This is a genomic window from Rubripirellula tenax (genome assembly GCF_007860125.1).
Classification (GTDB): Bacteria; Planctomycetota; Planctomycetia; order Pirellulales; family Pirellulaceae; genus Rubripirellula; species Rubripirellula tenax.
This window is the reverse complement of record NZ_SJPW01000001.1, coordinates 1,456,829-1,477,797: the sequence shown is the minus strand read 5'-3', so window position 1 is coordinate 1,477,797 and position 20,969 is coordinate 1,456,829. Positions and strand designations below refer to the sequence as shown.

Genomic DNA, 20,969 nt, shown 5'->3' with positions numbered 1-20,969 from the left:
TTTGGCATGTGACGCGAGGTCGTTAGTTTAACGCAAGGAGACGTCGTGATGGCGAAAAAGGTAGCCGCCTTGGCCGTGATGGTTTGGTTGTTCGCAGCTGCATTGAATTCACGAGCCGGCGATCCAGTGGACTCGTGGATCGATCGTACGACGATGTTCATTCCCCTGGATGCGAATGTCCAATGTGACGAGTTGTCGCCCACTTCGCGGTTCCCCGACGATGCGATGGACCAAGCCAATGTTGGAAATCGTAGCGGCGGTTGGAGTGCTTATTTGCAGGTGTGGAAAGCACATCGCCGCGATCCGACCGACGGTGTGCTTCGTCGATTTTTGGGCTTGCCGATTGGCGATGCGCCAAACTGGTCGGCGAAACGCAGTCGCACTGCGCCGACTTGGTTGCGATGGAAGCCAGGAACCTACGCCGAAATCGATACGCCGCATTTCGTGATCTACAGCCAAGCGGACGAGGCGGCGTCGTCGGCGGTGGCCACGGACTTAGAGCGTTGTTATTGGGTGTGGACCCAGATGTTCTTTCCACTTTGGGAAGCCCGTGATCAAGTGTCCGGCGTGTTCGACGGTTGGGACGCGACGTCACCGGTGTCGAATCACTTGGCCGACAATCGCGGACGGATCACGGTCCGAAGCAAATTGAAGGTGGTGTTGTTTCGTGACGCCGTGGAATACGCGCTCGCGCTCAGCCGAGACGTTCCCGGAATCGAACGGTCGACGGGGTTTTATAGCGACGCTCGGAAAGCGATGTGCTTGTACGCTTCCGACGTTGACGATGCGGCGACGCGGCGTCATGAATTGGTGCATCAACTTTTTCGCGAAGCGACGCGCAGCCGACTCGCTCGGTCGATGCCGGGCGAACGATCGGGTTTCTGGTTGGTCGAAGGGATCGCCGGATACTTTGAGTCACTGTTTGTCGGTGACACCTTCGCGACGGTCGGCGGTTGGGATTCGCCGCGGTTGCAATTCGGTCGCTATCGAACGCTCGTCGGCGGTGATGAGATGTCAATCGACGAACTGCAGCGTGACGGGCGATTGGCGGCCCAGAAACGCGATGACATCGCGCGGTGGTATGCTCATGCGATTACGCAAATGCATCGTTTGATCGATGGCAACGATGCCAAGGATCGTATGTGGGTCTATCGCGAATTGGCGAAGCTGTACCAGATCGACGTGGATTTCGGTGATGATCCGGTTTCGATGCCGGATGATGCATCGACGCGTCCGTTTCTGGCCGTCGACGACGCGGTCCTGATTGCGAATCGGCCGACGCGCTCACTCGAATCGCTGTGCTTGGCCGGATGCGAGGTGACGTCCGTTGGGCTGGCTTCGATGGGGGTTCAGGCGAACTTGACCTGGTTGGATTTGGCTCGATTGCCGATCGGAAACGACGCGGTGACCGGCCTGGTTCCGTCGTCCCAAAGGATCGAGCAATTGACGCTGGAAGCGACCCGCATTGATGCTGGTTTGGCGACCTGGTTGGCCGGTGCGAACAAACTGCGTGAATTGGATCTCAGTTGGACAAAGGTCGATGATCGTGTGATCGACGCGGTCAAGTCGGCCGCAGGTATCGAAGTGCTTTGGATGACGGGCACCAAGATTACCGATCAATCGATCCCCGCGATCCTTGGGATGGGTAAGCTAAGCAGTGTCGACGTTCAACGGACCGAGATCACGAACGCGGGGACGGACCGGCTGCGTCAATCAACGTCGGCCGATTTCAATCCGTTGCAGTTGCGTTCTGCACCCTGACCACCTGACGCTTCCATGGAAAAGAACGATGACCAGCGACGCTGATTTTTCGCCCGAACTTCTCGCACGCATCGGTGGGTGCGGTGCAATGGCCGTCGTCATGATCGACAATTCGGACGATGCCGTGCCGCTGGCCAAGGCATTGCTTGCGTGTCACATCGATGTGATGGAAGTCACCTTTCGCACCCGCGCGGCGGCCGAGGCGATGAAACGCATCCGCGATGAGGTTCCCGGCATGTTAGTCGGTGCGGGGACCATATTGATGGCGGATCAAGTCCACGAAGCGATAGCAGCGGGCGCTGCGTTCGGAGTCGCACCCGGGTTGTCGCCAGCAGTCGTTCGCGAGGCTCGGCAAAATGGTTTTCCGTTTGCACCGGGCGTGATCACACCGTCCGAAATGGAATCGGCGATCGAATTGGGGTGCCGGCAATTGAAAGTGTTCCCGATCGAACCGATCGGGGGAATCAAGTACTTGCGAACCATGGCGATGCCGTACGAGCATTTGGGGATCCGATATTTCGTGTCCGGTGGCATCAATCCCGAAAACATGACCGCGTATCTGTATCACAACGACATCATCGCCGTCGGCGGCGCTTGGATCGCGCCCCAGAATTTCATTCGTCATCAGAATTGGTCGGCGGTGATTGACAACGCGATCGAAGCTGCCGCGATCGTCAAGGAAATGAAAGTGAAGTGACGAGACTTCAAAAATCGAATCCGCCTGTGGTGAACCAAAAGGCCGCCAGCATGAACAACCAAACGCCGTCGAGAAAGTGCCAGTACTGGGCCGAGAAATCGACCGGCCAATGTCGTTCGTGGTCGTAACAGCCTTTCCACGAACGCATCGCCACGATGCCCAATGCGATCACGCCACCGGCGACGTGCAAGGCATGCAATAGGGCTAACACGGCCACCATTCCGGCGACGCCTTTGCCGGTGCCGCCTCGAAGGGCTGGGCCCGCCAGCATCTCGCTCATGGCCAAAAACTGGACTCCCATGAAGATCGTTCCCGACATGGCGCTGATGGTAAGCAGTGTCGTCGTGGCAACCCGACGATCGCGACGCACCGATCGTGTCGCCATGTGAACCAGGCCGCTGATCACGATCAAGCAAACCGTGCTGATAAGAAAGCTCTGCGGCAGTGCTGCGGTGCTCTGCACGTCGCCGCGTCGGGAATAGGCGTAGATCGCATAGAGCAAAATGCTCGACACAAAAAATACGGTCAACGACACGAGAAATAAAAGACCGCCGAATTGGTACCGTCGATCGTTGGGAAGCATGGAATGCGATGGGGGATTGGTGTGGTCGAACGCAGAGGACGATTCGAAAGGAAGCATCGAGTTTAGAAACCGTCGGCCCGTTTGTTAACCGTAACGATTTTGATCGCAACACTGATCGACCAGGCATAAAAAAACCGCCGCTCTGCTTTCACAGAACGGCGGTGAATGTTTAACGGAAACCGCAACGTTTGGCCGACCCCGTTTTCGGTGCTTGGCTAGAGGTGGCTGGCCCGACTTGGGTTAGTGGTGGCCGTAATGGCTGCCACGGTGGTAGTCGTAGTGACCGGGGTACACGTCGTAGTGATTGCCGTGCGGTACGACTTCGGTTGGATGGTAGTCGTAGTGACCGCCGTAGTTGCTGCGATAGAGAGGGACCGAGTAGCGAGGCACTTGGTAACTGGGCACGTGTCCGTAGCGGACGCCGTAGTTCGTGCCGTAGGACGGTCGGTAGGAGTTGTAGTAACCGCCACCGTAACTGGGGCGATACGATCGGTAACCACCATTGCCGAATCCCCCATTTCCGATCGAAATGGAAAACCCACCAGCGTTGGCCGTTGGTGTGTCGGTAGCGAACAATAAACCGGCGGCAAGAACGGGTGCCACCATCCACTTGGTGAGCGTTAACATCTTTGGGGGGCCTTTCTGCGGTTGCCACGTGCGGCGAGTTGCCGGCGCGGCGGAGGTTGCTGGGTCAGGCGAAGTGCCTGGACCGCGATTGCAATAATACTGCATCAACCGCGCCAAACTTGTCTTCTGTCACCGTTGTTGAGTTCCTGTTTTCGTCGTAAGTCGTTTGTGGTAAGTTGGTTATGGGTTTTTTAGGATGTTTTTTTGAGTCTTGCCGTGGCTGAAAATGGACCCAGAATACCCTGCTGTGTCGTCGGAATGACACGCGGGTTGTCGCAATTTGGATTCACGGGGTCCAGAGCGGTGACGTCGGTCGGAACCAAAAATACCCAGGCTGGATCAACCACTGGCGACCGTCCTGCTGGACGACGGGCGGTTGCCATTGGTAAATCGGTGACCTGAAATCGGCGGGACAACCGATCGGGCCCCCTTGTCGATAGAAGTTGCGATACAGCAATTGTTGGTTGAGCAACCGATTGGCCAATTCATCGGTCGCCCCGACATCGGGGCCAAAGAATTGACTCCGCCGCTGGGCCAGATCGGCGGCGGGTTGATAACCCCGGTGCCGACCGATGCTAAGGCCGACGCCCGCGTCGCTGGCGTCTCGCAGAATCTCCTTGCGGCTGCGAACGGCATTGTCGGCTGGGGGATCGGCCATCCCAACGCCAACGGTGGCAGCGATAGCGATCGTCAACAGGCCGGATCGAAACCCATTCACCGCAATGAACCGTTGGAGGTCTAGAGAAGTTACGACTTAACGATGTCTCGCATCTTCGGTTCCAAATAGGTCACCGTCGAATGCATGCTGGCCAAGTGGCCGTAGTCTTCTTCAGGAATCTGGACACGGTGGCGTTTTCGCAGTTCCATGACGATGTCCAAGAAGTCCATGCTGTCGAGTTCGAGTTGTTCGCGAAACGCTTTTTGGTCGTCCAAGCCATCGAGGTCGTCGTCTGGCGAGATGTCCTCGAGGATGTCCAAAATCTCGTCTCGAATTTCAGCAGGCGTCATCGCTTATTTTGCTCCCCAAACGTCGGTTCCGACGATGGTTGTGATCTAAGAAAATGTGGTAGATAGGTTAAGTTTTAGACGCGGCCGATGATCACGACCGAGTTAATGCCGAGCATCCCGAAAGAATTATTGAGGATGTAATCGACTTTGGCGACCTGTTGCGATTCATTCAATACCAAGCCAGGCAGTGCACACCCGGGGTCCAATTCGTCGACGTTGATCGTTGGGTGAACGACACGGTCTTGGAACGAAGACAGGTTGCCGGCAAGTTCCAGTGACCCGGCCGCACCCATCGCGTGGCCGATGTAGCTTTTGGTGTTGTTGATTCGCGTGTTGGTGCAGTTTCCAAATACGTTTCGCAGCGCCAAACATTCCTGGGTATCACCGCTGCTGGTGCCGGTCGCGTGAGTGCTGACAATGTCGATTTGATCGGGTTCTAAGCCGGCCCGCTTCAGCGCCAATTCCACGCACTGGGCTTGCCGCTCGGGATTGGGAAGCACAAAGTCGGTCGCGTCCGTGTTCATCGCGTAACCGACCAATTCGCCGATGATTTCGGCACCACGGGCCTTCGCATCGCTGAGCCGTTCCAGTGTGTATAGGCATCCGCCTTCGGCGACCACGATCCCGTTGCGGTTGACATCGAACGGACGTGACGCCTTGGTCGGATCGTCGTTGGTTGCGAGCGCGTTCTGGCTATTGAAGCTGGCGAAGATACCGAACGTATGAATGCTTTCGCTGGTTCCGCCGGCGATCGCAACATCGCATTCGTCCAATCGCAGCATTTGTGCGCCTTGGATCAGCCCCGCGTTACCGGCGGCACACGCGGCGCCGATGGTGTAGTGGGGCCCGGTGATGCCCATGTTCAACGCGATCTCACCCGCCGGATTGTTGGCGACGGTTCGCGGGTTGTGATGGTGCGACCAGCAACTGGTGTCGTAATCAAATCCCTTGATCAGGAAAATCTCGTTCTCGGTTTCGACGTTGCCGTGTTCGGTGACGCCGACGTAAATGCCGACTCGCGACTTGTCGATGTTTTCCCAGTCTAGCCCCGAATGCTCGACTGCTTCGTTGGCCGCATAGATGCCGACGCTGCCGGCGCGGGTGCCCCGTCGAAGATCTTTCTTGGTTTGGTACCGCAGCGTGTCGAAGTCGCAGATGCCCGCCAGCGTTTTGCCGAAGTACCGAATTTCGTAGGGCTGAACCCCGCTTCGGCCTTCCAAAAGGGCCGCGCGATAGGATTGCCAATCGTTGCCATTGGGGGCGGTCAGGCCGATCCCCGTGATGACAATGCGTTGGTGATCGGGCAGTTCGGAGGCGCGGCTGGGTGCGATCACTGGATTGCGTATTGAGTGACGTTGGTGGGGACTCGGCTTACCGAATCTTACCCGCGGGAGGTAACCGGAAAGGCTAACAATCCAGCCGTTTTAAGGCAACGGGCTGGTCTTTTGCGAATGGAAGTCTCCGACACTTCGGTTTCATCAAGCCTCGCATCGCATTTATGCCCAAGCCCGTCGCAACCGATCCAGCCCCTCTTCCATGCTGATTCGCACCCGATAACCCAGCCGTTGCTTGGCCGCGGACGTATCGAAGTAGTGATCGGTCGACAATTGAGCCGCCACGAATCGCGTCATGGGCGGCTCGTCTGATTTTCTCAGAATTCGATAGATCGCTTCCAACGCCCCCCCCAGCCGATATGCAGTACCGGCCGAGATCCGTTTGTCGGGCGGACGGACGCCGGCGATCCGGCACACTTCGCCGATCCAATCCCAGCAATCGACCGGTTCGTCTTGCGTGATGAAGTAGGCCCGTCCGGCAGCTCGTTCGGCATCGCCGGCCAGTGAGTCGAGCGAATCCAGATGGGCGGCTGCTGCGTTAATCACGTGGACCGTATCCACCCGGTTGTTCCCGTCGCCAACGATTCGGAGCCGTCCTTGACGGGCTCTTTCGATCATTCGCGGCAGCAAATGAGGGTCGTTTTCACCCCAAATCAAGTGAGGCCGCAGCGAAACCGTTCTCAAGTCTCCCACGGTATCGGCCGCGATCACGGCTTGTTCGGCGATCGCTTTGGTGTGCGAATAGTGGCACAGCCAGCGGGTCGGATAGGGTTCGGATTCGTCGACGCCCCGTTGGTCGGTGCCGGCGAACGTTACGCTGGGGCTGCTGGTGAAAACGAGTCGCCCGATGCCGCGGGACTGGCAGGCCGCGATCACGTTTTCCGTCGCCGTCACATTGTTGCGAAAATAGTGCTGCCAAGGCCCCCAAACACCGGCCACTGCAGCGGTATGAACGACGGCATCGAGGGTTCCGAACTCGATTTCGGATCCACTGCGACGAAAAAAATCAGGATCCGACAAGTCGCCGCGGACCGGCTTCATCCCGATTGCGACCAAATCGGGGTATTCCTTTCTAGAAATTCCGACAACTTCGTCGCCACGTTCCAGCAATTGACGAACGATTTCGCCCCCCAAAAAGCCACCGCATCCGGTCACTAAGACTCGCATTTGCCGTTTTTCCCGCATCCAGATGAAGCCAAGCCCGTTGCCGCCGACCGGTCGGACGGCTCCAAAAAGCATGATGCAAGTGAACCTTTCGCAAAAGCCGCCGGTCAGCTACTCTGTGCAAACGCAACTGAACGGGGCGTGGCGCAGGCTGGTAGCGCGACTGGTTTGGGACCAGTAGGTCGCAGGTTCGAATCCTGTCGCCCCGATTGCGGTTGAGTCCACGGGCTCAGCCATTTCTTCCGAGTCAACTCTGGCTCGAGCGATTGACCGGGAAAGTTAAACGTTCCCGTGTCGGCCGCTGGTGGGGCCGTCAAGGCTTTCGCCCAAAACGCAACACCAACCAGAACTTCCAACGTGTTTCGTTGCTCTAAAATGGAGTCGTCCCAAAACACTAGAATGATGCCTCCTCGTCGCCGTCTCGAAGCGACGGTCTTCACTAAGTTCGGCAAACGATGCTAACTCCTAAACTGGGCCGATCTGTTGCGTTTTTTCGAGCGCATGTCGCGATGACGGTATTGCTTGCCGTCTTTGGATGCAGTCGATCGGACCCCATCGAAACGGTTTCGGATTCCCAGCGGACTTCTTCTTCCGAGGAAAAAGGCGATTCCGCGACGGGGAAGCCAATGACTTCACCAGAACCCACAAGGACGGAGCCCACGCGAACCGAACCCCCAGTCGAAACCGCCGACAAGAACCAGGCCGTGGATGCGGCGATCGGTTCCGGGCGATTGTCGGATGCGGCGGCGATGCTGAAGCGGATGCTGGTTCGCGACCCGGGCGATGCATCCATCCTGTTTCGGTTGGCGCAAGTTTTGAAAGACCTGGGTGACGTCCGAGGCGCAATCGATCTGCTCGGCGAAATTCCAAGTGACGATCCGCAGGCCGGCGTTGCTGCTTTTGGTCAGGCGGCCGATTGGTGCATGGAGATCGAGGACTGGGGCGGCGCCGCCAAACGGTATCGTCAAATTTTGTCGTGGTATCCCGATGCCAACGTGGCCAGGCGACCGCTCGCATACATCTACAACCGCCAAGGGCGTCGATATGAAGCCGCCCGATTGATCCGCAGTTTGTGTCAGGCCGGCGACGTCCGCGAAGACGAACTGCAGAGTCTGATTTCGGTGCCCGACGCGATTTACCATCGCGCCGAAACGGTCGCGTCACTGGCGGCGGGCGACCGGCCGTACCTGCCCATCGGAAACACGGGGCGAGCAAGGCAGGCGTACACCGAAGACGATCTTGCAACGACTGCGAGACTGTTGCGAGCAGAACTCGATCGTGGCGATGCGCCGAACTGGGTGTGGGCGTTTTACGGTCGCGTCGTGACCGAGATGCAAGACGAGGCGGCGACGAATTGGTGGCTCGAAAACGTAACATCCGATGTGCGACCGCACCCCGAGTACTGGGTCGCGATCGGAACTCTGCAAGTCAACGACGGTAAGTTTCGCGAAGCCATCGGCGCTTTCTTGCGGGCGGTCGCCGAAGAACCATCGGACAACCGAACGATTCGTCGGTTGCGCCAGTGCTTTTTATCGATCAACGAAAACGATTCCGCCGAGTTTTGGGGGCTCCGTTTTCAAGCCAACACACTGCTTCGACGTGACACGCAAAAGATCGCCGGTGCTTCGCCGCCAGATGCGGAACTGTTTCGAGAAATTTCCGGTCGGTTGGAACGGCTCCATCGCCGAATCGAGTCGGTGATGTGGCGTTCGATCGCGATGCTGTACGACGATCAGGCCGGCGAGAGTCTTGCCGACTTGAACGCGATTCGATTGCAGTTAATCCAACAACAGATGTCGTTTCCGACCCCTGCCGAACTTGCCGGCGAAATCGACATCGATCAGTTTCCCGCTTCCGACGAAAAACTTGCTTCGCTGCGAATCGAAGTGCCAGAGGACAGCGGGCGAACGTTCGAGGCGACGGATGCGAATTTCGTTGACGTTGCCGCGGCGTGGGGCTGTGATCATACGTTTCAGCCTGGGGCAAAAGACATTCGTTCGGGGTTTGCGATCTACCAACAGATCGGTGGCGGAGTGGCGGTCGCCGATTTCGATCGCGACGGGAATCCCGATCTCTATTTTGCTCAAGGTGCAAGTGATCCGCCTGAATTTGAAACACGAGCGTCCAATGTCATGGTTCGCAATCTGGACTCATTACTTTCGGATATCACTGAATTGTGCGGTGCGACGGAGACTTCCTTTTCGACGGGCGTGACCGCCGGTGATTGGAATCAAGATGGCTTCGACGATCTTTATGTTGCCAACCTGGGACCCGACTTGTTGCTGATCAACAACGGTGACGGAACGTTTCGAAAAAGCGATTGGCGATTGGCATCGGACTCCATTCACGGCATCGATTCTTCGGCCGCGATCGCCGACGTGACGGGTGACGGGCTACCTGATTTGATAACGGTTCGCTATGTGGATGATCCCAGCGATTTCGAGCGTCCCGTTCCCAATGAACAAGGCGAAGTCGAAAAAACGTTTGGGCCGCTGCTGTATCGTGCCGTCTCGGATCGCGTCTACGTCAATACGCCCGGAGGCCGTGGACGTCCGTCGTTGTTTTCATCCGACGACGAAGCGAGAGCGACCGGGTTGGGCATCGTCGTTGCCGATTTGGTAGGTGGACCCGGCAACGATGTTTTTGTTGGCAACGATGTCCAGCGGAACCAGCTTTGGACACGATCGAAGGAACCGGATTCAGTGGCGGGTTCGCCCGTTTGGGAAGAAGTTGCGATGTTACGCGGTTGCGCGTTCAATCGTGACGGCAGCCCAACGGCGTCGATGGGAATCGCCGCAGCCGACTATGACTTCAACCAGCAATTGGATTTGCACATTGCCAATTTCGCGAAGGAGTCTGTCAGTTTGTACTTGGGCCAAAACGGCGGTTTTCGTGATCGTAGCCTGGCGTACGGTTTGACGGACCCGAGTCGGCCCCACGTCGGTTTTGGATCTCAACCGATCGATTACAACAACGACGGCGCGGTCGACATTGTCGTCACCAATGGTCACGTCGATGCGGTTGCCGGCGATACCGCGCCGCTGAATCAACCCTTTCAACTTTTTGCGAATGTCGGCGAGACGTTTGAACCGATCGTCGCAGGTAAGTCTGGCAGCTATGCAACGACGCCGCACATCGGAAGAGCGATGGCGACGGTCGATTTGGATCGCGATGGTCGACAAGATCTTGTGATCACGCACATGGGCCAACCGTCCGCGGTGCTGGTCAATCAATCAAGCGAAACGGGGCATTACCTGGACTTGGAATTGGTCGGTGTGGATTGTGAACGACTGCCGATCGGAGCCGTCGCGACGATCGAAGCAGGCGGCAGGAAGAGCAGGCAATGGTTGGTTGGTGGCAATGGTTACTTGTGCCGAAACGAACCCGTCGTTCACTTCGGATTGGGGGCGCAATCCCAAGTCGATCTGCTGACCATCCAGTGGCCCGACGGTACCGAATCACAATTCCATGATTTGCCCATCGACCGACGAATCGTCATCGTGCAAGGCGATGAATCTTGGTTTGTGCAATAACCGCATCACTTCTGCGAAATCTTTTTGATGTCGAGAACGTTCTCTACTGGTTTTTTTACCCCACTGTCGAAGTGGTTGCTCGCCGTCGCAGTGCTTGCCGTCGCAGTGGGGCTCTGGTTCCAGTGGACCGACGATGACGCGTTGTTCGACGGGATTCCGGCTTGGCAAGCGAAGGTGTCACCGGCGTCGCAGTGGTCCGGTTCAGACGTGTCCTCGGTTACCGCGAAATCGTCGTCGCACGCTTTGGCGGATGACGACGGGTATGTGGGGCGAGATGCGTGCCGTGAGTGCCACGCTGATCAGTTCGAGAGCTACTCACGGACCACGCACAGTCGTTCGTTCCGCGAGACAGATCGGGCGCTCGATCCTCCTCCGGGCAGTTTCTTTCACGCCAAATCGTCTTGTCAGTACGATGTGGTCTATCGCGGCGATTCGATGGTTCATCGCGAAACTCTCAAGGCGCCGGACGGTGCGTCCATTGCGGTGACAGACCAACCGATCGACTTCACGATGGGTTCGGGAGCCCATGCTCACACTTATCTTTTTCAAGTCGACGGGTTTTGGTTGGAATCGCCAATCACTTGGTACTCCGAACCCAAGACATGGCAGTTGTCGCCGGGCTACGACGCTGTCGATCACGCCTCGTTTCATCGCGTGGTGCCCAATGCGTGCCTGTTTTGTCACGCAGGACGGATCAGCATTTCCTCGGAAAATGAGAATCGATTCGAAGTCGTCGAAGCAACCATCGGTTGCGAGCGTTGCCACGGTCCGGGCAAAGAACACATCGATCGTTATCGAAGTCTCGATGGGACAATGTCGTCGCGATCCGAAAGTGATTCGAGCAGTGAGGCGAAGAAAGATTCAATGGGCGACCGGATCGTGCACCCCGCTAAGTTGGATCGACAACGAAGCGAAGCGATCTGCCAGCAGTGTCACTTGCAAGGCGCGACCATGATCACTGCTTCTGGGGCGTCGGTATGGGATTTTCGGCCCGGCGACCGGATGATCGATCTTCGCACGGATTTTCAAAGCACGGGACCGGCGGAGTCTAAAATTGTGGGCCATGTCGAACAGATACACGCGAGTCGATGTTATCAACAGTCCGAAACGTTGACGTGCATCACTTGTCACAACCCGCATCCATCCGGCGTCATCGAAGATCCCGTCGCCCACTATCGCGACCATTGCTTGCAGTGCCATCAGGATCAGGATTGCGGCATCGATTCGGATCAGCGTTTGCGTACGAACAAGAATGCTTGTGTTGCCTGTCACATGCCAAAGCAAGAAACGAATGTTGCACATGCCGCGCTGCACCATCACCGCATCGGTATCCACCCGGATACTTTGACAAGTGATGCCCCGCCCGGCGGCGAAGTTACCCCACACAGCGGCGAAATTGCCTCAATCATTGCCGACGATTCGTTGTCGGACGACGAACGGCAACGTCGGGAGAGTTTGGCAGTGGGGCGATTGCTGCTAACAAAGCCATCGCTGGCCATTCCAGCCTCGCAGGTCCAGCGGGCCAGTCAAGCGATGTTGGCGCGGGTCGCTGATCACAGTGTCGCTGATCACAGTGTCGATGCGGAAACGTATGCAATCCTGGCGATGTTTGCCTTGTCCGGCGAGAACTTTGCTGCCGCGGCGCAGTATGCCAACGCGGCGATTGCGATCGCGGATTCCAACACAGAAATCGCCAGTTCCGCGACAAGCGTGTTGGCGGAAGTGGCCTTCCGCTCGGGCGACAATGCGGCGGCTTTGAGCCACTATCAACAACTGTGTCAAAGCGGGCACTCGGCCAAAGACTTCTACTTCCTCGGTCTTTGCCTTCGCAATGCCGGGCGGATGGACGACGCCATCGAAGCGATCGAACGAGCGCTACGGATTCAGCCCGAATTCGCGTCAGCACATGAAGTGATGGTGGCGATTTTCAATGAACAGGATCCCGATCGCGCTCGACTGCACCTTGATGTTCTTGAACAGCTCCGTCGTCTTGAACGTCGTTGAACGCGGTACGAGGATCCATCAAGCGACGAAATCAAACCGGCGGACAACGAAAAGCGCCCCTTCGGAAACCGAAGGGGCGCGTGGGTTTCGCTAAAGCGTGCGAAAGGGATTACTTCTTCTTGATCTGCGATTGCGCGGCATCCATGGATTCTTCCATGGCTCCGGGGGGCGTCAGATACGCATCGTAGTCACCGGGTTCGGCGACAACACCCGGCTTAGCGTCGCCGCAACCGGCAATGGTGAACAACGAAGCGAATAGGGCAGCAATTGCGAGCGATCGCATGGTCTTGATCCTTGGGTAATCGGAGGGGGAAGGTTGATTGTCGGGACTCGCGAAACGTGAAGAGCCCCGCACATTGTGCGGGGCCCTTCGGTTTCGCTGATTCAGCAATAGGTTCTTCGCGAAAAGCCTATTCGATCATTTGTTCGGCACTGATCGTTTCCTTGTTGGCGCGAGTGCCCAGGGCACCCCAAACGCCATACGGGCTTTGAGCACCTGGTTGCGGGGTGCCGACCGGATTGCGTAAGCGAACCGGACGTTGGGTCTGGTCGCCCGCTTCAATCGAATCGGTCACAAACTTGATGGCACCGTCCGCCATCAAGACGTGTGCACCACCTTGGTGACGGCTGCCCATGGGCCATGTGCCTTCACCAATGTAAGGAGCCCAGTTGTCGTCGCGGTCGTTACACGCCGCCTTGTTCGGGGGGCGAATGGTGTTGCATCCCGAGAACAACGGATAGCCGTTTGCCCAGCGATAGCCGCGGCCATAACGAGCTGTCCAAGTTGCACCCGCACGCGCCGCACCCGAGTTGATACCGACCGCCCAGAACTGGGGACGCAGCGGATCAAGGTTGATGTCGCAAGCATTGGGAAGAACAGCACCGGATGTTGCCGACGCGGTTGCGCCATCTTCATCCTCGTTGTTCGCACCGTTGCCGGGAGCATGCCCCACGCTGGTACGAGCATCGCGGTCGCCCAAGTCGGTCACGATTTCGCCACAGGCGATGGTGTTGGACAATCCGTCCAGAATGTCGCGGAATCCGGTTTGCTGACGCGATACAAAAACACCACGTTGCGAAGCACGCGACATCTCCGAACGACCGCTGTCCTGGCCTTCCAGCCACAAGCAGATCGACCCGTTCCAAGCGCAACCGCGAGGTCCGCTGTTTGCCCGGTGGGGAGAGTCACCCATACAAGCGGCGTAGTTCGTTCTTCCCTGTGCAGGAACGCCAGTTCCCGGATCGCTGGGGCAACGAAGGGTGGGCAGTTCAGTGATGTATGGGGTGTACAGACCGTTGTTGCTCCAGGCATCGTTATCCGAACCGGGGCCGAACGGTGGCAGGATCGTCGTGGGCGGATTGCCGATGGGGAATGGGTTAGCGAACTGTTCCCAAACCGCTTGCTGTTCGATGAACGGCGTGATGGCGACCAAGAAGCTTTGCTGCCCCATGACCGACTGTTGATCCTGGTTGTGGATCCAAGCTGGGTTGGCGCCACTCATGTGCGATGGCCCGTTCATCTGCTGAGGTAGCTTTTTGTAGGCCGAGTGATAGTTGTGCAACCCAAGCCCGATTTGCTTGAAGTTGTTACTGCAGCTCATGCGACGAGCGGCTTCCCGTGCAGCTTGTACGGCCGGCAAAAGCAGGCCAACAAGAACACCGATGATCGCAATGACCACCAACAGTTCGACGAGCGTAAAGCCCTGCCGAACATTTCGAAGATTCTTCATCAAAAACTCCTGAGAAAGAAAACACCAAGAATTGAAGGCGATTTCAAGTCAAACGTGAAAACCGTGAAACTGAATGCCCGTACATATTGGTACATAGTAGTGAATCTTAAAACGAATGTCCATGCTTTAGGGAACGGATTGCGGCGCAATCGCGAAGATAAGGGAGCTGGGAGGGGCTGTATTGCTTGGTCCTGTGGAGGGGGTGTTTTTCGCCAGCGGTCGGGCCGGCATGTCGACGAAGTCCTTTTGGTACCGCTTTCAGAGACCGGGCGAAATCACTCAGGTTGAGTCGCAATTCCTTAGCGCAATGTCGCAATTCATTGGCTTTTTTGGAATTGCGGCTCCTCTGGTTCGCCACCGAGTGGTCTAAGTTGGGCAACGATTTGCGTGGGGTGCGTGGGCGTCTCCATCGGTTCGGGGTCTTTTCGTTGTTCGCCGGTTTGTCGGGCGCCGGTTTGTCGGTAGAACGCAAATTAAATTGGCAAATTGATGACGGGCTTCGATCGGATACAACGGTTTCCGCAAGCTTCTTTCACGGTTCGTTCGAAATATCCCACTATGTGCCCACACACTTCGTCCCCGCGACTGCGTGTCGCAACGTCGGTCCGGCAGCTTTTAACGGTGATTACGATTGCCTCACTGGGGGCTTTGGTGGCGGGTGGATGCCAGAAAAAAAGCAACAAAACCGCCACTCCACCGCGAGACACTTCGGTCGAGCAGCGTTTGCCGCCAGCGCCCACGGAAGTCACGGCCACGGTCCCCGAGGATACCGAAGACGTCGGAGCTTCGATTGACGAACTGCTGATGCTCGCCCAGCAAGCGATGGAAGTGGGCAAGCCCGACGCAGCGCAAAACGCGCTGAGGCAAATTTTGATTCGCCAACCCGGGCACTCCGCCGCGATCTTTTTGTCCGCCCAGATCGAAAGTCGCCACGGCTCGCTCGCTTCGGCGGCGGCGATGTTGGACGGGATCCCGATCGACGACCCCAACTATGGCATCGCTGCGGCGGGGCAGTCGGCGGATTGGTTGGCGGCGATCGGACAAGTGGATCCGGCCAAAGAAAAGTACTACGCCGTCATGAGTCGCCTGCCCGATGTGGCGATGATTCGGCACAAGCTAGCCAATTTTTTGAATCGTGTGGGTTGGCGGTACGAGGCCGCGGAAGTCCTTACGCCGCTACTGGATTCGGGCGAAGTGACCGAAAGCGAATTGCGATCATTGCTGCAGGTATCGGTGCCGTGGTCGATGACGCAAACTCCGACGGACCTTTCCTTGGCCGAATCGATCCAGGAGGGACCGCTGGCCCGAGTGCTTGGGTTGCTCGGTGAAAAGCGTCCCCGTGAAGCGGCCGATTTGGTGACGCAGTGGACTGCGTCGAACCCCCGTTCCGTCGATCCGGTTGCCTACGCGTTTCTGGCCGCATCGCTGGCCGAGTTGCAGCAGTTCGAGGATCTAAAAGCATTGTTTTCACGAACGAACGCCGATGTCGAAAGCGTGCCCCAGTATTGGATGGCAAAAGGTGACTATGAAACGAGCAAGGGAACGCACCGGAGTGCCGTGCGATGCTACTTGGAAGCACTCAAGCGAGACACGACGCACCACATCCTTCACGAGCGTTTGTCTGCGTCATTGATTCAGATCGGTGACGTCAAAGCTGCCGAGTCGGTTGACGAACGACTGGGGCGTTTGATCGCCGCGTCGCAAGCGGGTGGTGCGATCGGTCAGGGGAATCCCGATGATTTGCGAGCCGGCAGCGACCTGGTCGACGACTTGGAATGGCTGGGTCTAAACCAACAAGCCGCAGCATGGTTGAGGATCGTCGCGTCGCGTCATCCCGATTCGGAAATCGCCGTTGGGGTCCCATCGCGATTAACGCGGCTGCGTGACGAACCAGCATCCGATCAAATGCGAAGGCGTTTGGCGGGCCTTGAACCGTCGGAATTCGCGTTGCCGTCGGAGTTGCGTTTGCATCGATTGGCAACGGATGGTCCGACGTCGCCCGCGCCTAACCCAGGTGTTCGGACCGCCCATGCAGTTCGACCAAGTTTGGTGGCCGTCGCCGCCGAGTTGGGATTGGATTTCACATACGTCAATGCTGCGGTTCCGCGAACCAAGAACTTTCAAATCTATCAAGCGTTCGGCGCTGGTGTTGCGGCATTCGATTTTGACTGTGACGGATGGGCGGATCTCTATTGCGGACAGGGCGATGGTGACCCGCCGGGTGCCCAGGCAAAGTTGTCCAATCAATTGTTTCGTCGGCTACCCGAGCGATTCGTCGCGGTGACCGAGCCCAGCAACGCAGGCGACGACGGATACTGTATGTGCGTGACGGCTGGTGATCTGAATCAGGACGGTTTCCCCGATCTCGTGGTCGGCAATTTGGGCGTCAACCAATGGATGATCAACCAGGGTGATGGAACCTTTCGGCAAGCAACCGATCGGGCCAATCAGAATCCGTCTGACTTTACAATGGCGGTCGCAATCGCCGATGTGAGCGGTGACGCGATCCCTGATATCATCGAAGTCAATCACGTTGACGATCCGAAGATTTTTGAACCCGTCGATGTCACGCCCGAAGGATTCTTATTGGTCTACCCCGGGCCTTTGATGTTTCGTTCTGCGATGGATCGCGTTTGGGTCCAATCAGCGGCGGGCGATCTTGACGAGGTCGCGTTGGACGGGGGCAGCAACCATCCGGGGTTGGGTTTGGTGGTTACCGATCTTGACGGTCAGCCGGGCTTGGAAATGTTTGTCGCCAACGATACGCGTCCGAACCAAGTTTGGTCGCGAAGCCAAAGCGATGCTTCCAACGCCGGTGTCCCATCGGCCGCTATCGAATTCGACGACAAGGCCGTCGCGATGGGATGCGCATTCAGTTCCCGTGGCGAAGCCAGCGCGTGCATGGGTGTCGCGTCGGGTGACTTTGACAACAACGGATTGTCCGATTTCATGGTAACGAATTGGATCGACGAGTGGTGGAATTTGTATTTGCAGTCGTCGCTAGGCAGTTACCGTGATGCCGCGCCCCAGTACCAATTGGATCGAGTCAGCGAAGGAGTTCTAGGTTTCGGCGCACAAGCCATCGATGTGGACAATGATTCGTTTTTGGATGTCATGATCGCGAACGGGCACATCGACGATCTTTCGCACATCGACGTGCCGTTTAAAATGTTGCCGCAGTTGTTGATCAATCGCGGTAACCACTTCGAACCGGCCGACCATGCCGATGACTCGTTCTGGACTAAGCCGCAGTTGGGCCGATGTGTGATCCGGTTGGACCACAACCGGGACGGGAAAATGGACGCTGTGGTCGCTGATTTGATGGCACCCATGCAACTATTGGAAAACCGAACGCAGACAATGAACCACTGGATCCAATTCGAACTAGCAGGGACAGCGTCGGAACGCGACGCCATCGGAGCATCCGTGACGATTCACACAGGTTCGTTGCAACGAACAACCTTGGTTGCTACCGGCGATGGTTACGAAGGTCGCAACGAACAAGTCGTGCATTTCGGTCTAGGGGCCGCTGGTGACGATGTCACCGTTTCGGTCCGCTGGCCCGATGGCAGAGAACAGTCGTATTCAGATTTAGCCGTCGACGGTCGCTACCTATTGATCGAAGGTGACGACATCGCGTGGGGCCGCTAACGATTGGTCGGAAAACGCAAATGGCCGAAAAACACAGGTCAGCTTGTCTTTGGTCTTGCCTGCCAATCACGCTCAGCGGCGATCGCGACGGGTTGGTTCGTCAACCGCGGGCGATCATACTGGGTGACATCTCGCATCCCCACCCTGTGCCAAGTTTTCTGAGACTCGTTTTCTGATTGGGCTTCCTTGAGCGACCTGTCATCACCCGCAACCAAACTCGATGAGGATAGCGATCGGAATCGACGTGTGTCGTTCGTGATTCCGACGTTGGACGAATCGGAATCGCTTGCGAAGTTGCATGCCAGGATTGTTCAAGTTTGCGATGCCAGTGGTATCGATCGGGAAATTGTCTTTGTCGATGACGGATCGACCGACGATTCGTGGCAAGTGATCCAGTCGTTGATAGCCGTCGACGATCAAACCCGGGCGATCGGGTTCCGACGTAACTTTGGAAAAGCGGCCGCGCTGGAAGCCGGGTTCGCCGCCGCGACGGGCGAGATTGCAATCACGATGGATGCGGATTTGCAGGACGATCCTGACGAGATTCCACGTTTCTTGGCCAAGATGGACGAAGGTTACGACGTCGTCAGCGGATGGAAACGGGTTCGGCACGATCCTTGGCACAAGGTCTTTCCCAGCCGCGTCTTCAACGCCTTGGTCAGCCGGATGACGGGGGTGAAGTTGCACGATCACAATTGCGGGTACAAGGCGTATCGCCGCGAGATCTTCGAGGAAGTGCGGCTGTACGGCGAACGACATCGGTTCGTTCCCGTCTTGGCCGCCGCCCGCGGTTGGCGCGTCGGCGAAATCGAAGTGCTGCATCACGCCCGGAAATTTGGGCGGTCAAAGTACGGCGTGTCGCGACTGATCAAAGGCTTTCTGGATCTGATCACGATCTATTTATTGACCAGCTTTCCGGGGCGACCGTTGCACTTGATCGGCGGTTTCGGAATGTTCTTCTTTGCGGCCGGTGGTGTCGGCATGATTTACTTGACGGCACGTTGGGTGATTTCGCGATTATCGGACTCGATGGCGGATCTGCATCTGCACGAGACCGCGATTTTTTACTACTGCATCTTTTCGGTCTTGCTGGGCGCCCAATTCATGTTGGCAGGATTGCTGGCGGAACTGATCGTGTCGCGAACGGATAATCGGACCAGCGTTTACAGTGTCGCAAAGCGATTGCCCCAGTCGGATGAGCACGGGCGAATCAACACCGTCGAATGACTAACATGCGCAACGACACGGACCATCACCGAATGATTCGAACGATTCTGGGCACCATGATCCTGGTCTCGGTGGCGATCGCGGCTGGTCGAATCGCGACGGTGACCAGCGCCGAAGGCGACACCGCGTTTCTGTCGGCGAATGATCGCAGTCGCTGGTGTACGATCGCCAGCCTGGTCGAAGACGGGACCTATGCGATCGACCGTCAAATCGAAATTGCCAATCCGATCCACCGCAACCGTCGTCCATGGGGGACGATCGACAAGGTCCGGCATACGGGGGCGGATGGCAAGTTGCACTACTACAGCAGCAAGCCGCCGCTGTTTCCGACAATGGTCGCTGGCGTTTACAAGTTGGTGCACCTGAGTACCGGCATGACGATGACGGCCCAGCCGATCTATGTGCCCCGGTTGATCTTAGCGCTGGTGAACCTGCCCATGTTGGCGGTGTTTCTGGTTGCGACCACCGCGGTGATCCGTCGCGTTTGCGAGTCGGTCGAAGGGCAGGTGATGTCCGTCGCGGCGACTTGTTTCGGGACGATGATGTTGCCGTTCACGGTCTCGTTGAACAACCACTTGCCCGCCGCCGCGTCGATGGCGGCGGCCATGGCGATCTATTTGTCGGCGGGGGACCGGATCGCGGGCGCCCAACGTGGCGACTCGCTGCGAGTCAGCGCGTGCTCCTGGTGCGCGATGGGGATGTTGGCGGCATTCGCGGCGGCCAACGAGTTGCCAGCACTTTCGATGGCCGTTTTCTGGGGCGTGCTTGCCGTTTGGTTGGATCGTCGATCCGTGATTCCGATGGCGGGCGGTGTAGCGGTCGTCGCGGTCGCGTTCTTCGCCACGACGTGGATTGCGCACGAAAGTCTCCGTCCGCCCTATGCCCATCGCGGCGTCGGCGCTGTGGTCGCCCACTTTGAAGCTTCCACCGAATCCCCCGACCAACAACTCGCCACAGACGTTCAGCGGGTGATCGTCGATCGCGGGTTGGTACCGGCGGAAGCGACGTTCGCAATCAAGCCCTCGGACGAATCGAAGCGTTACCGCGTGTTTGCCGACGACCGATCGTTCGCCCTGGTTCGTGACGAAACCGGATGGCAGCTTTCGCGCTGGGATGACTGGTACGAGTACCCGGGAAGCTACTGGCAAGACGGGCGTCGCCGCGGTGTCGACCGCGGCGAACCGTCGCGATGGATCTACTTTTTCCATATGACCTTCGGTCATTACGGTCTTTTTTCGTTGACGCCGATCTGGTGTCTGCTGCCTTTTGGTTTTGCGATGTCGCTGCGGACGGGGCCGCCCGAATACCGGCGGATGGTTGCCGCGATCTTGCTAGCAACCTTGGTCTGTTTTGCTTTCTATCTGTTCCGACCGATGATTGATCGCAATTACGGTGGGGTTAGCACGTGTTTACGCTGGTTGTTGTGGTTTGCGCCGCTTTGGCTAGCAATGGTTGCGGTCGCCATCGACGCGTGTGTTCGTTCGACGCTCGGCCGGCGGTCGGTGTGGGCATTGCTAGCAATGAGTATCTTTTCGATGTCGACGGCGCTCTCGTCGCCTTGGCAATCACCGTGGCTGTACCGTTTTTGGCAGTTTTTGGGGTGGATTGACGCTTAGCCACGGGCGTACCATCCGGTCGGATGCAGTCGGG

At 57.5% G+C, this 20,969-nt stretch carries 15 protein-coding genes and 1 tRNA gene; 8 read left to right on the top strand and 8 right to left on the bottom strand.

The window, feature by feature from the left end; genetic code table 11:
- The first annotated feature begins 48 nt into the window (after positions 1-48).
- Together Poly51_RS05480 and Poly51_RS05475 are read left to right on the top strand one after the other, a co-directional pair.
- Positions 49-1,761, top strand: coding sequence for a hypothetical protein (locus tag Poly51_RS05480; RefSeq protein ID WP_146454959.1), 1,713 nt, complete (start codon positions 49-51; stop codon positions 1,759-1,761).
- 28 nt (positions 1,762-1,789) lie between these two features.
- A complete protein-coding gene (locus Poly51_RS05475; protein WP_146454957.1) occupies positions 1,790-2,458 on the top strand; it encodes a bifunctional 4-hydroxy-2-oxoglutarate aldolase/2-dehydro-3-deoxy-phosphogluconate aldolase in 669 nt (222 codons plus the stop codon).
- 7 nt (positions 2,459-2,465) lie between these two features.
- On the opposite strand, the gene Poly51_RS05470 is transcribed toward Poly51_RS05475, so the two are convergent.
- From Poly51_RS05470 to Poly51_RS05445, 6 genes are all read right to left on the bottom strand, one after another.
- Positions 2,466-3,041 (bottom strand): cytochrome c oxidase subunit 3, encoded by a 576-nt coding sequence (locus tag Poly51_RS05470; RefSeq protein WP_246114273.1) that lies wholly within the window; start codon positions 3,039-3,041, stop codon positions 2,466-2,468.
- 240 nt (positions 3,042-3,281) lie between these two features.
- Entirely contained in the window at positions 3,282-3,668 is a 387-nt protein-coding gene (locus Poly51_RS05465) for a hypothetical protein (RefSeq protein WP_146454953.1), read from the bottom strand.
- A 286-nt stretch (positions 3,669-3,954) separates the two neighbouring features.
- Complete coding sequence (locus Poly51_RS05460) at positions 3,955-4,386, bottom strand: hypothetical protein (RefSeq protein ID WP_146454951.1); 432 nt, start codon at positions 4,384-4,386, stop codon at positions 3,955-3,957.
- 29 nt (positions 4,387-4,415) lie between these two features.
- The gene (locus Poly51_RS05455; protein WP_146454948.1) at positions 4,416-4,676 is read right to left on the bottom strand and encodes an acyl carrier protein; all 261 of its coding nucleotides are present in this window, start codon (positions 4,674-4,676) and stop codon (positions 4,416-4,418) included.
- Between the two features lie 74 nt (positions 4,677-4,750).
- Positions 4,751-6,010 carry a beta-ketoacyl-[acyl-carrier-protein] synthase family protein gene (locus Poly51_RS05450; protein ID WP_146454947.1) on the bottom strand — a complete coding sequence of 420 codons (1,260 nt, stop codon included), beginning with the start codon at positions 6,008-6,010 and terminating at the stop codon, positions 4,751-4,753.
- A gap of 162 nt (positions 6,011-6,172) precedes the next feature.
- Entirely contained in the window at positions 6,173-7,177 is a 1,005-nt protein-coding gene (locus tag Poly51_RS05445) for an NAD-dependent epimerase/dehydratase family protein (RefSeq protein WP_146455265.1), read from the bottom strand.
- 132 nt (positions 7,178-7,309) lie between these two features.
- Between Poly51_RS05445 and Poly51_RS05440 the strand changes: the two genes are divergently transcribed.
- The 3 genes from Poly51_RS05440 (at position 7,310) to Poly51_RS05430 (ending at position 12,711) form a co-directional block, all read left to right on the top strand.
- A tRNA-Pro gene (locus Poly51_RS05440) sits at positions 7,310-7,383 on the top strand.
- A 246-nt stretch (positions 7,384-7,629) separates the two neighbouring features.
- Positions 7,630-10,707, top strand: coding sequence for an FG-GAP-like repeat-containing protein (locus Poly51_RS05435; RefSeq protein WP_146454945.1), 3,078 nt, complete (start codon positions 7,630-7,632; stop codon positions 10,705-10,707).
- Positions 10,708-10,734: 27 nt separating this feature from the next.
- Positions 10,735-12,711 carry a tetratricopeptide repeat protein gene (locus Poly51_RS05430; RefSeq protein WP_146454943.1) on the top strand — a complete coding sequence of 659 codons (1,977 nt, stop codon included), beginning with the start codon at positions 10,735-10,737 and terminating at the stop codon, positions 12,709-12,711.
- A gap of 109 nt (positions 12,712-12,820) precedes the next feature.
- Here the strand turns inward: Poly51_RS05430 and Poly51_RS30290 are convergent, their stop codons facing one another.
- Complete coding sequence (locus Poly51_RS30290; RefSeq protein WP_186775355.1) at positions 12,821-12,994, bottom strand: hypothetical protein; 174 nt, start codon at positions 12,992-12,994, stop codon at positions 12,821-12,823.
- A gap of 127 nt (positions 12,995-13,121) precedes the next feature.
- The gene (locus Poly51_RS05425; protein ID WP_146454940.1) at positions 13,122-14,441 is read right to left on the bottom strand and encodes a DUF1559 domain-containing protein; all 1,320 of its coding nucleotides are present in this window, start codon (positions 14,439-14,441) and stop codon (positions 13,122-13,124) included.
- 558 nt (positions 14,442-14,999) lie between these two features.
- Here Poly51_RS05425 and Poly51_RS05420 point away from each other — a divergent pair.
- From Poly51_RS05420 to Poly51_RS05410, 3 genes are all read left to right on the top strand, one after another.
- Entirely contained in the window at positions 15,000-18,092 is a 3,093-nt protein-coding gene (locus Poly51_RS05420; RefSeq protein ID WP_222435788.1) for an FG-GAP-like repeat-containing protein, read from the top strand.
- A 186-nt stretch (positions 18,093-18,278) separates the two neighbouring features.
- Positions 18,279-19,319 carry a glycosyltransferase family 2 protein gene (locus tag Poly51_RS05415; protein ID WP_146454936.1) on the top strand — a complete coding sequence of 347 codons (1,041 nt, stop codon included), beginning with the start codon at positions 18,279-18,281 and terminating at the stop codon, positions 19,317-19,319.
- Positions 19,320-19,324: 5 nt separating this feature from the next.
- On the top strand, positions 19,325-20,935 hold the full coding sequence (locus Poly51_RS05410) for a hypothetical protein (RefSeq protein ID WP_246114272.1): 1,611 nt from the start codon (positions 19,325-19,327) through the stop codon (positions 20,933-20,935).
- Positions 20,936-20,969: the final 34 nt, after the last annotated feature.

Coding starts and splice junctions, on each gene's coding strand:
- Poly51_RS30290 (WP_186775355.1), bottom strand. CDS start 12,994: ATGCGATCGCTCGCAATTGCTGCCCTATTCGCTTCGTTGTTCACCATT.
- Poly51_RS05420 (WP_222435788.1), top strand. CDS start 15,000: ATGTGCCCACACACTTCGTCCCCGCGACTGCGTGTCGCAACGTCGGTC.
- Poly51_RS05465 (WP_146454953.1), bottom strand. CDS start 3,668: ATGTTAACGCTCACCAAGTGGATGGTGGCACCCGTTCTTGCCGCCGGT.
- Poly51_RS05425 (WP_146454940.1), bottom strand. CDS start 14,441: ATGAAGAATCTTCGAAATGTTCGGCAGGGCTTTACGCTCGTCGAACTG.
- Poly51_RS05430 (WP_146454943.1), top strand. CDS start 10,735: ATGTCGAGAACGTTCTCTACTGGTTTTTTTACCCCACTGTCGAAGTGG.
- Poly51_RS05445 (WP_146455265.1), bottom strand. CDS start 7,177: ATGCGAGTCTTAGTGACCGGATGCGGTGGCTTTTTGGGGGGCGAAATC.
- Poly51_RS05480 (WP_146454959.1), top strand. CDS start 49: ATGGCGAAAAAGGTAGCCGCCTTGGCCGTGATGGTTTGGTTGTTCGCA.
- Poly51_RS05455 (WP_146454948.1), bottom strand. CDS start 4,676: ATGACGCCTGCTGAAATTCGAGACGAGATTTTGGACATCCTCGAGGAC.
- Poly51_RS05470 (WP_246114273.1), bottom strand. CDS start 3,041: ATGCTTCCCAACGATCGACGGTACCAATTCGGCGGTCTTTTATTTCTC.
- Poly51_RS05435 (WP_146454945.1), top strand. CDS start 7,630: ATGCTAACTCCTAAACTGGGCCGATCTGTTGCGTTTTTTCGAGCGCAT.
- Poly51_RS05410 (WP_246114272.1), top strand. CDS start 19,325: ATGCGCAACGACACGGACCATCACCGAATGATTCGAACGATTCTGGGC.
- Poly51_RS05475 (WP_146454957.1), top strand. CDS start 1,790: ATGACCAGCGACGCTGATTTTTCGCCCGAACTTCTCGCACGCATCGGT.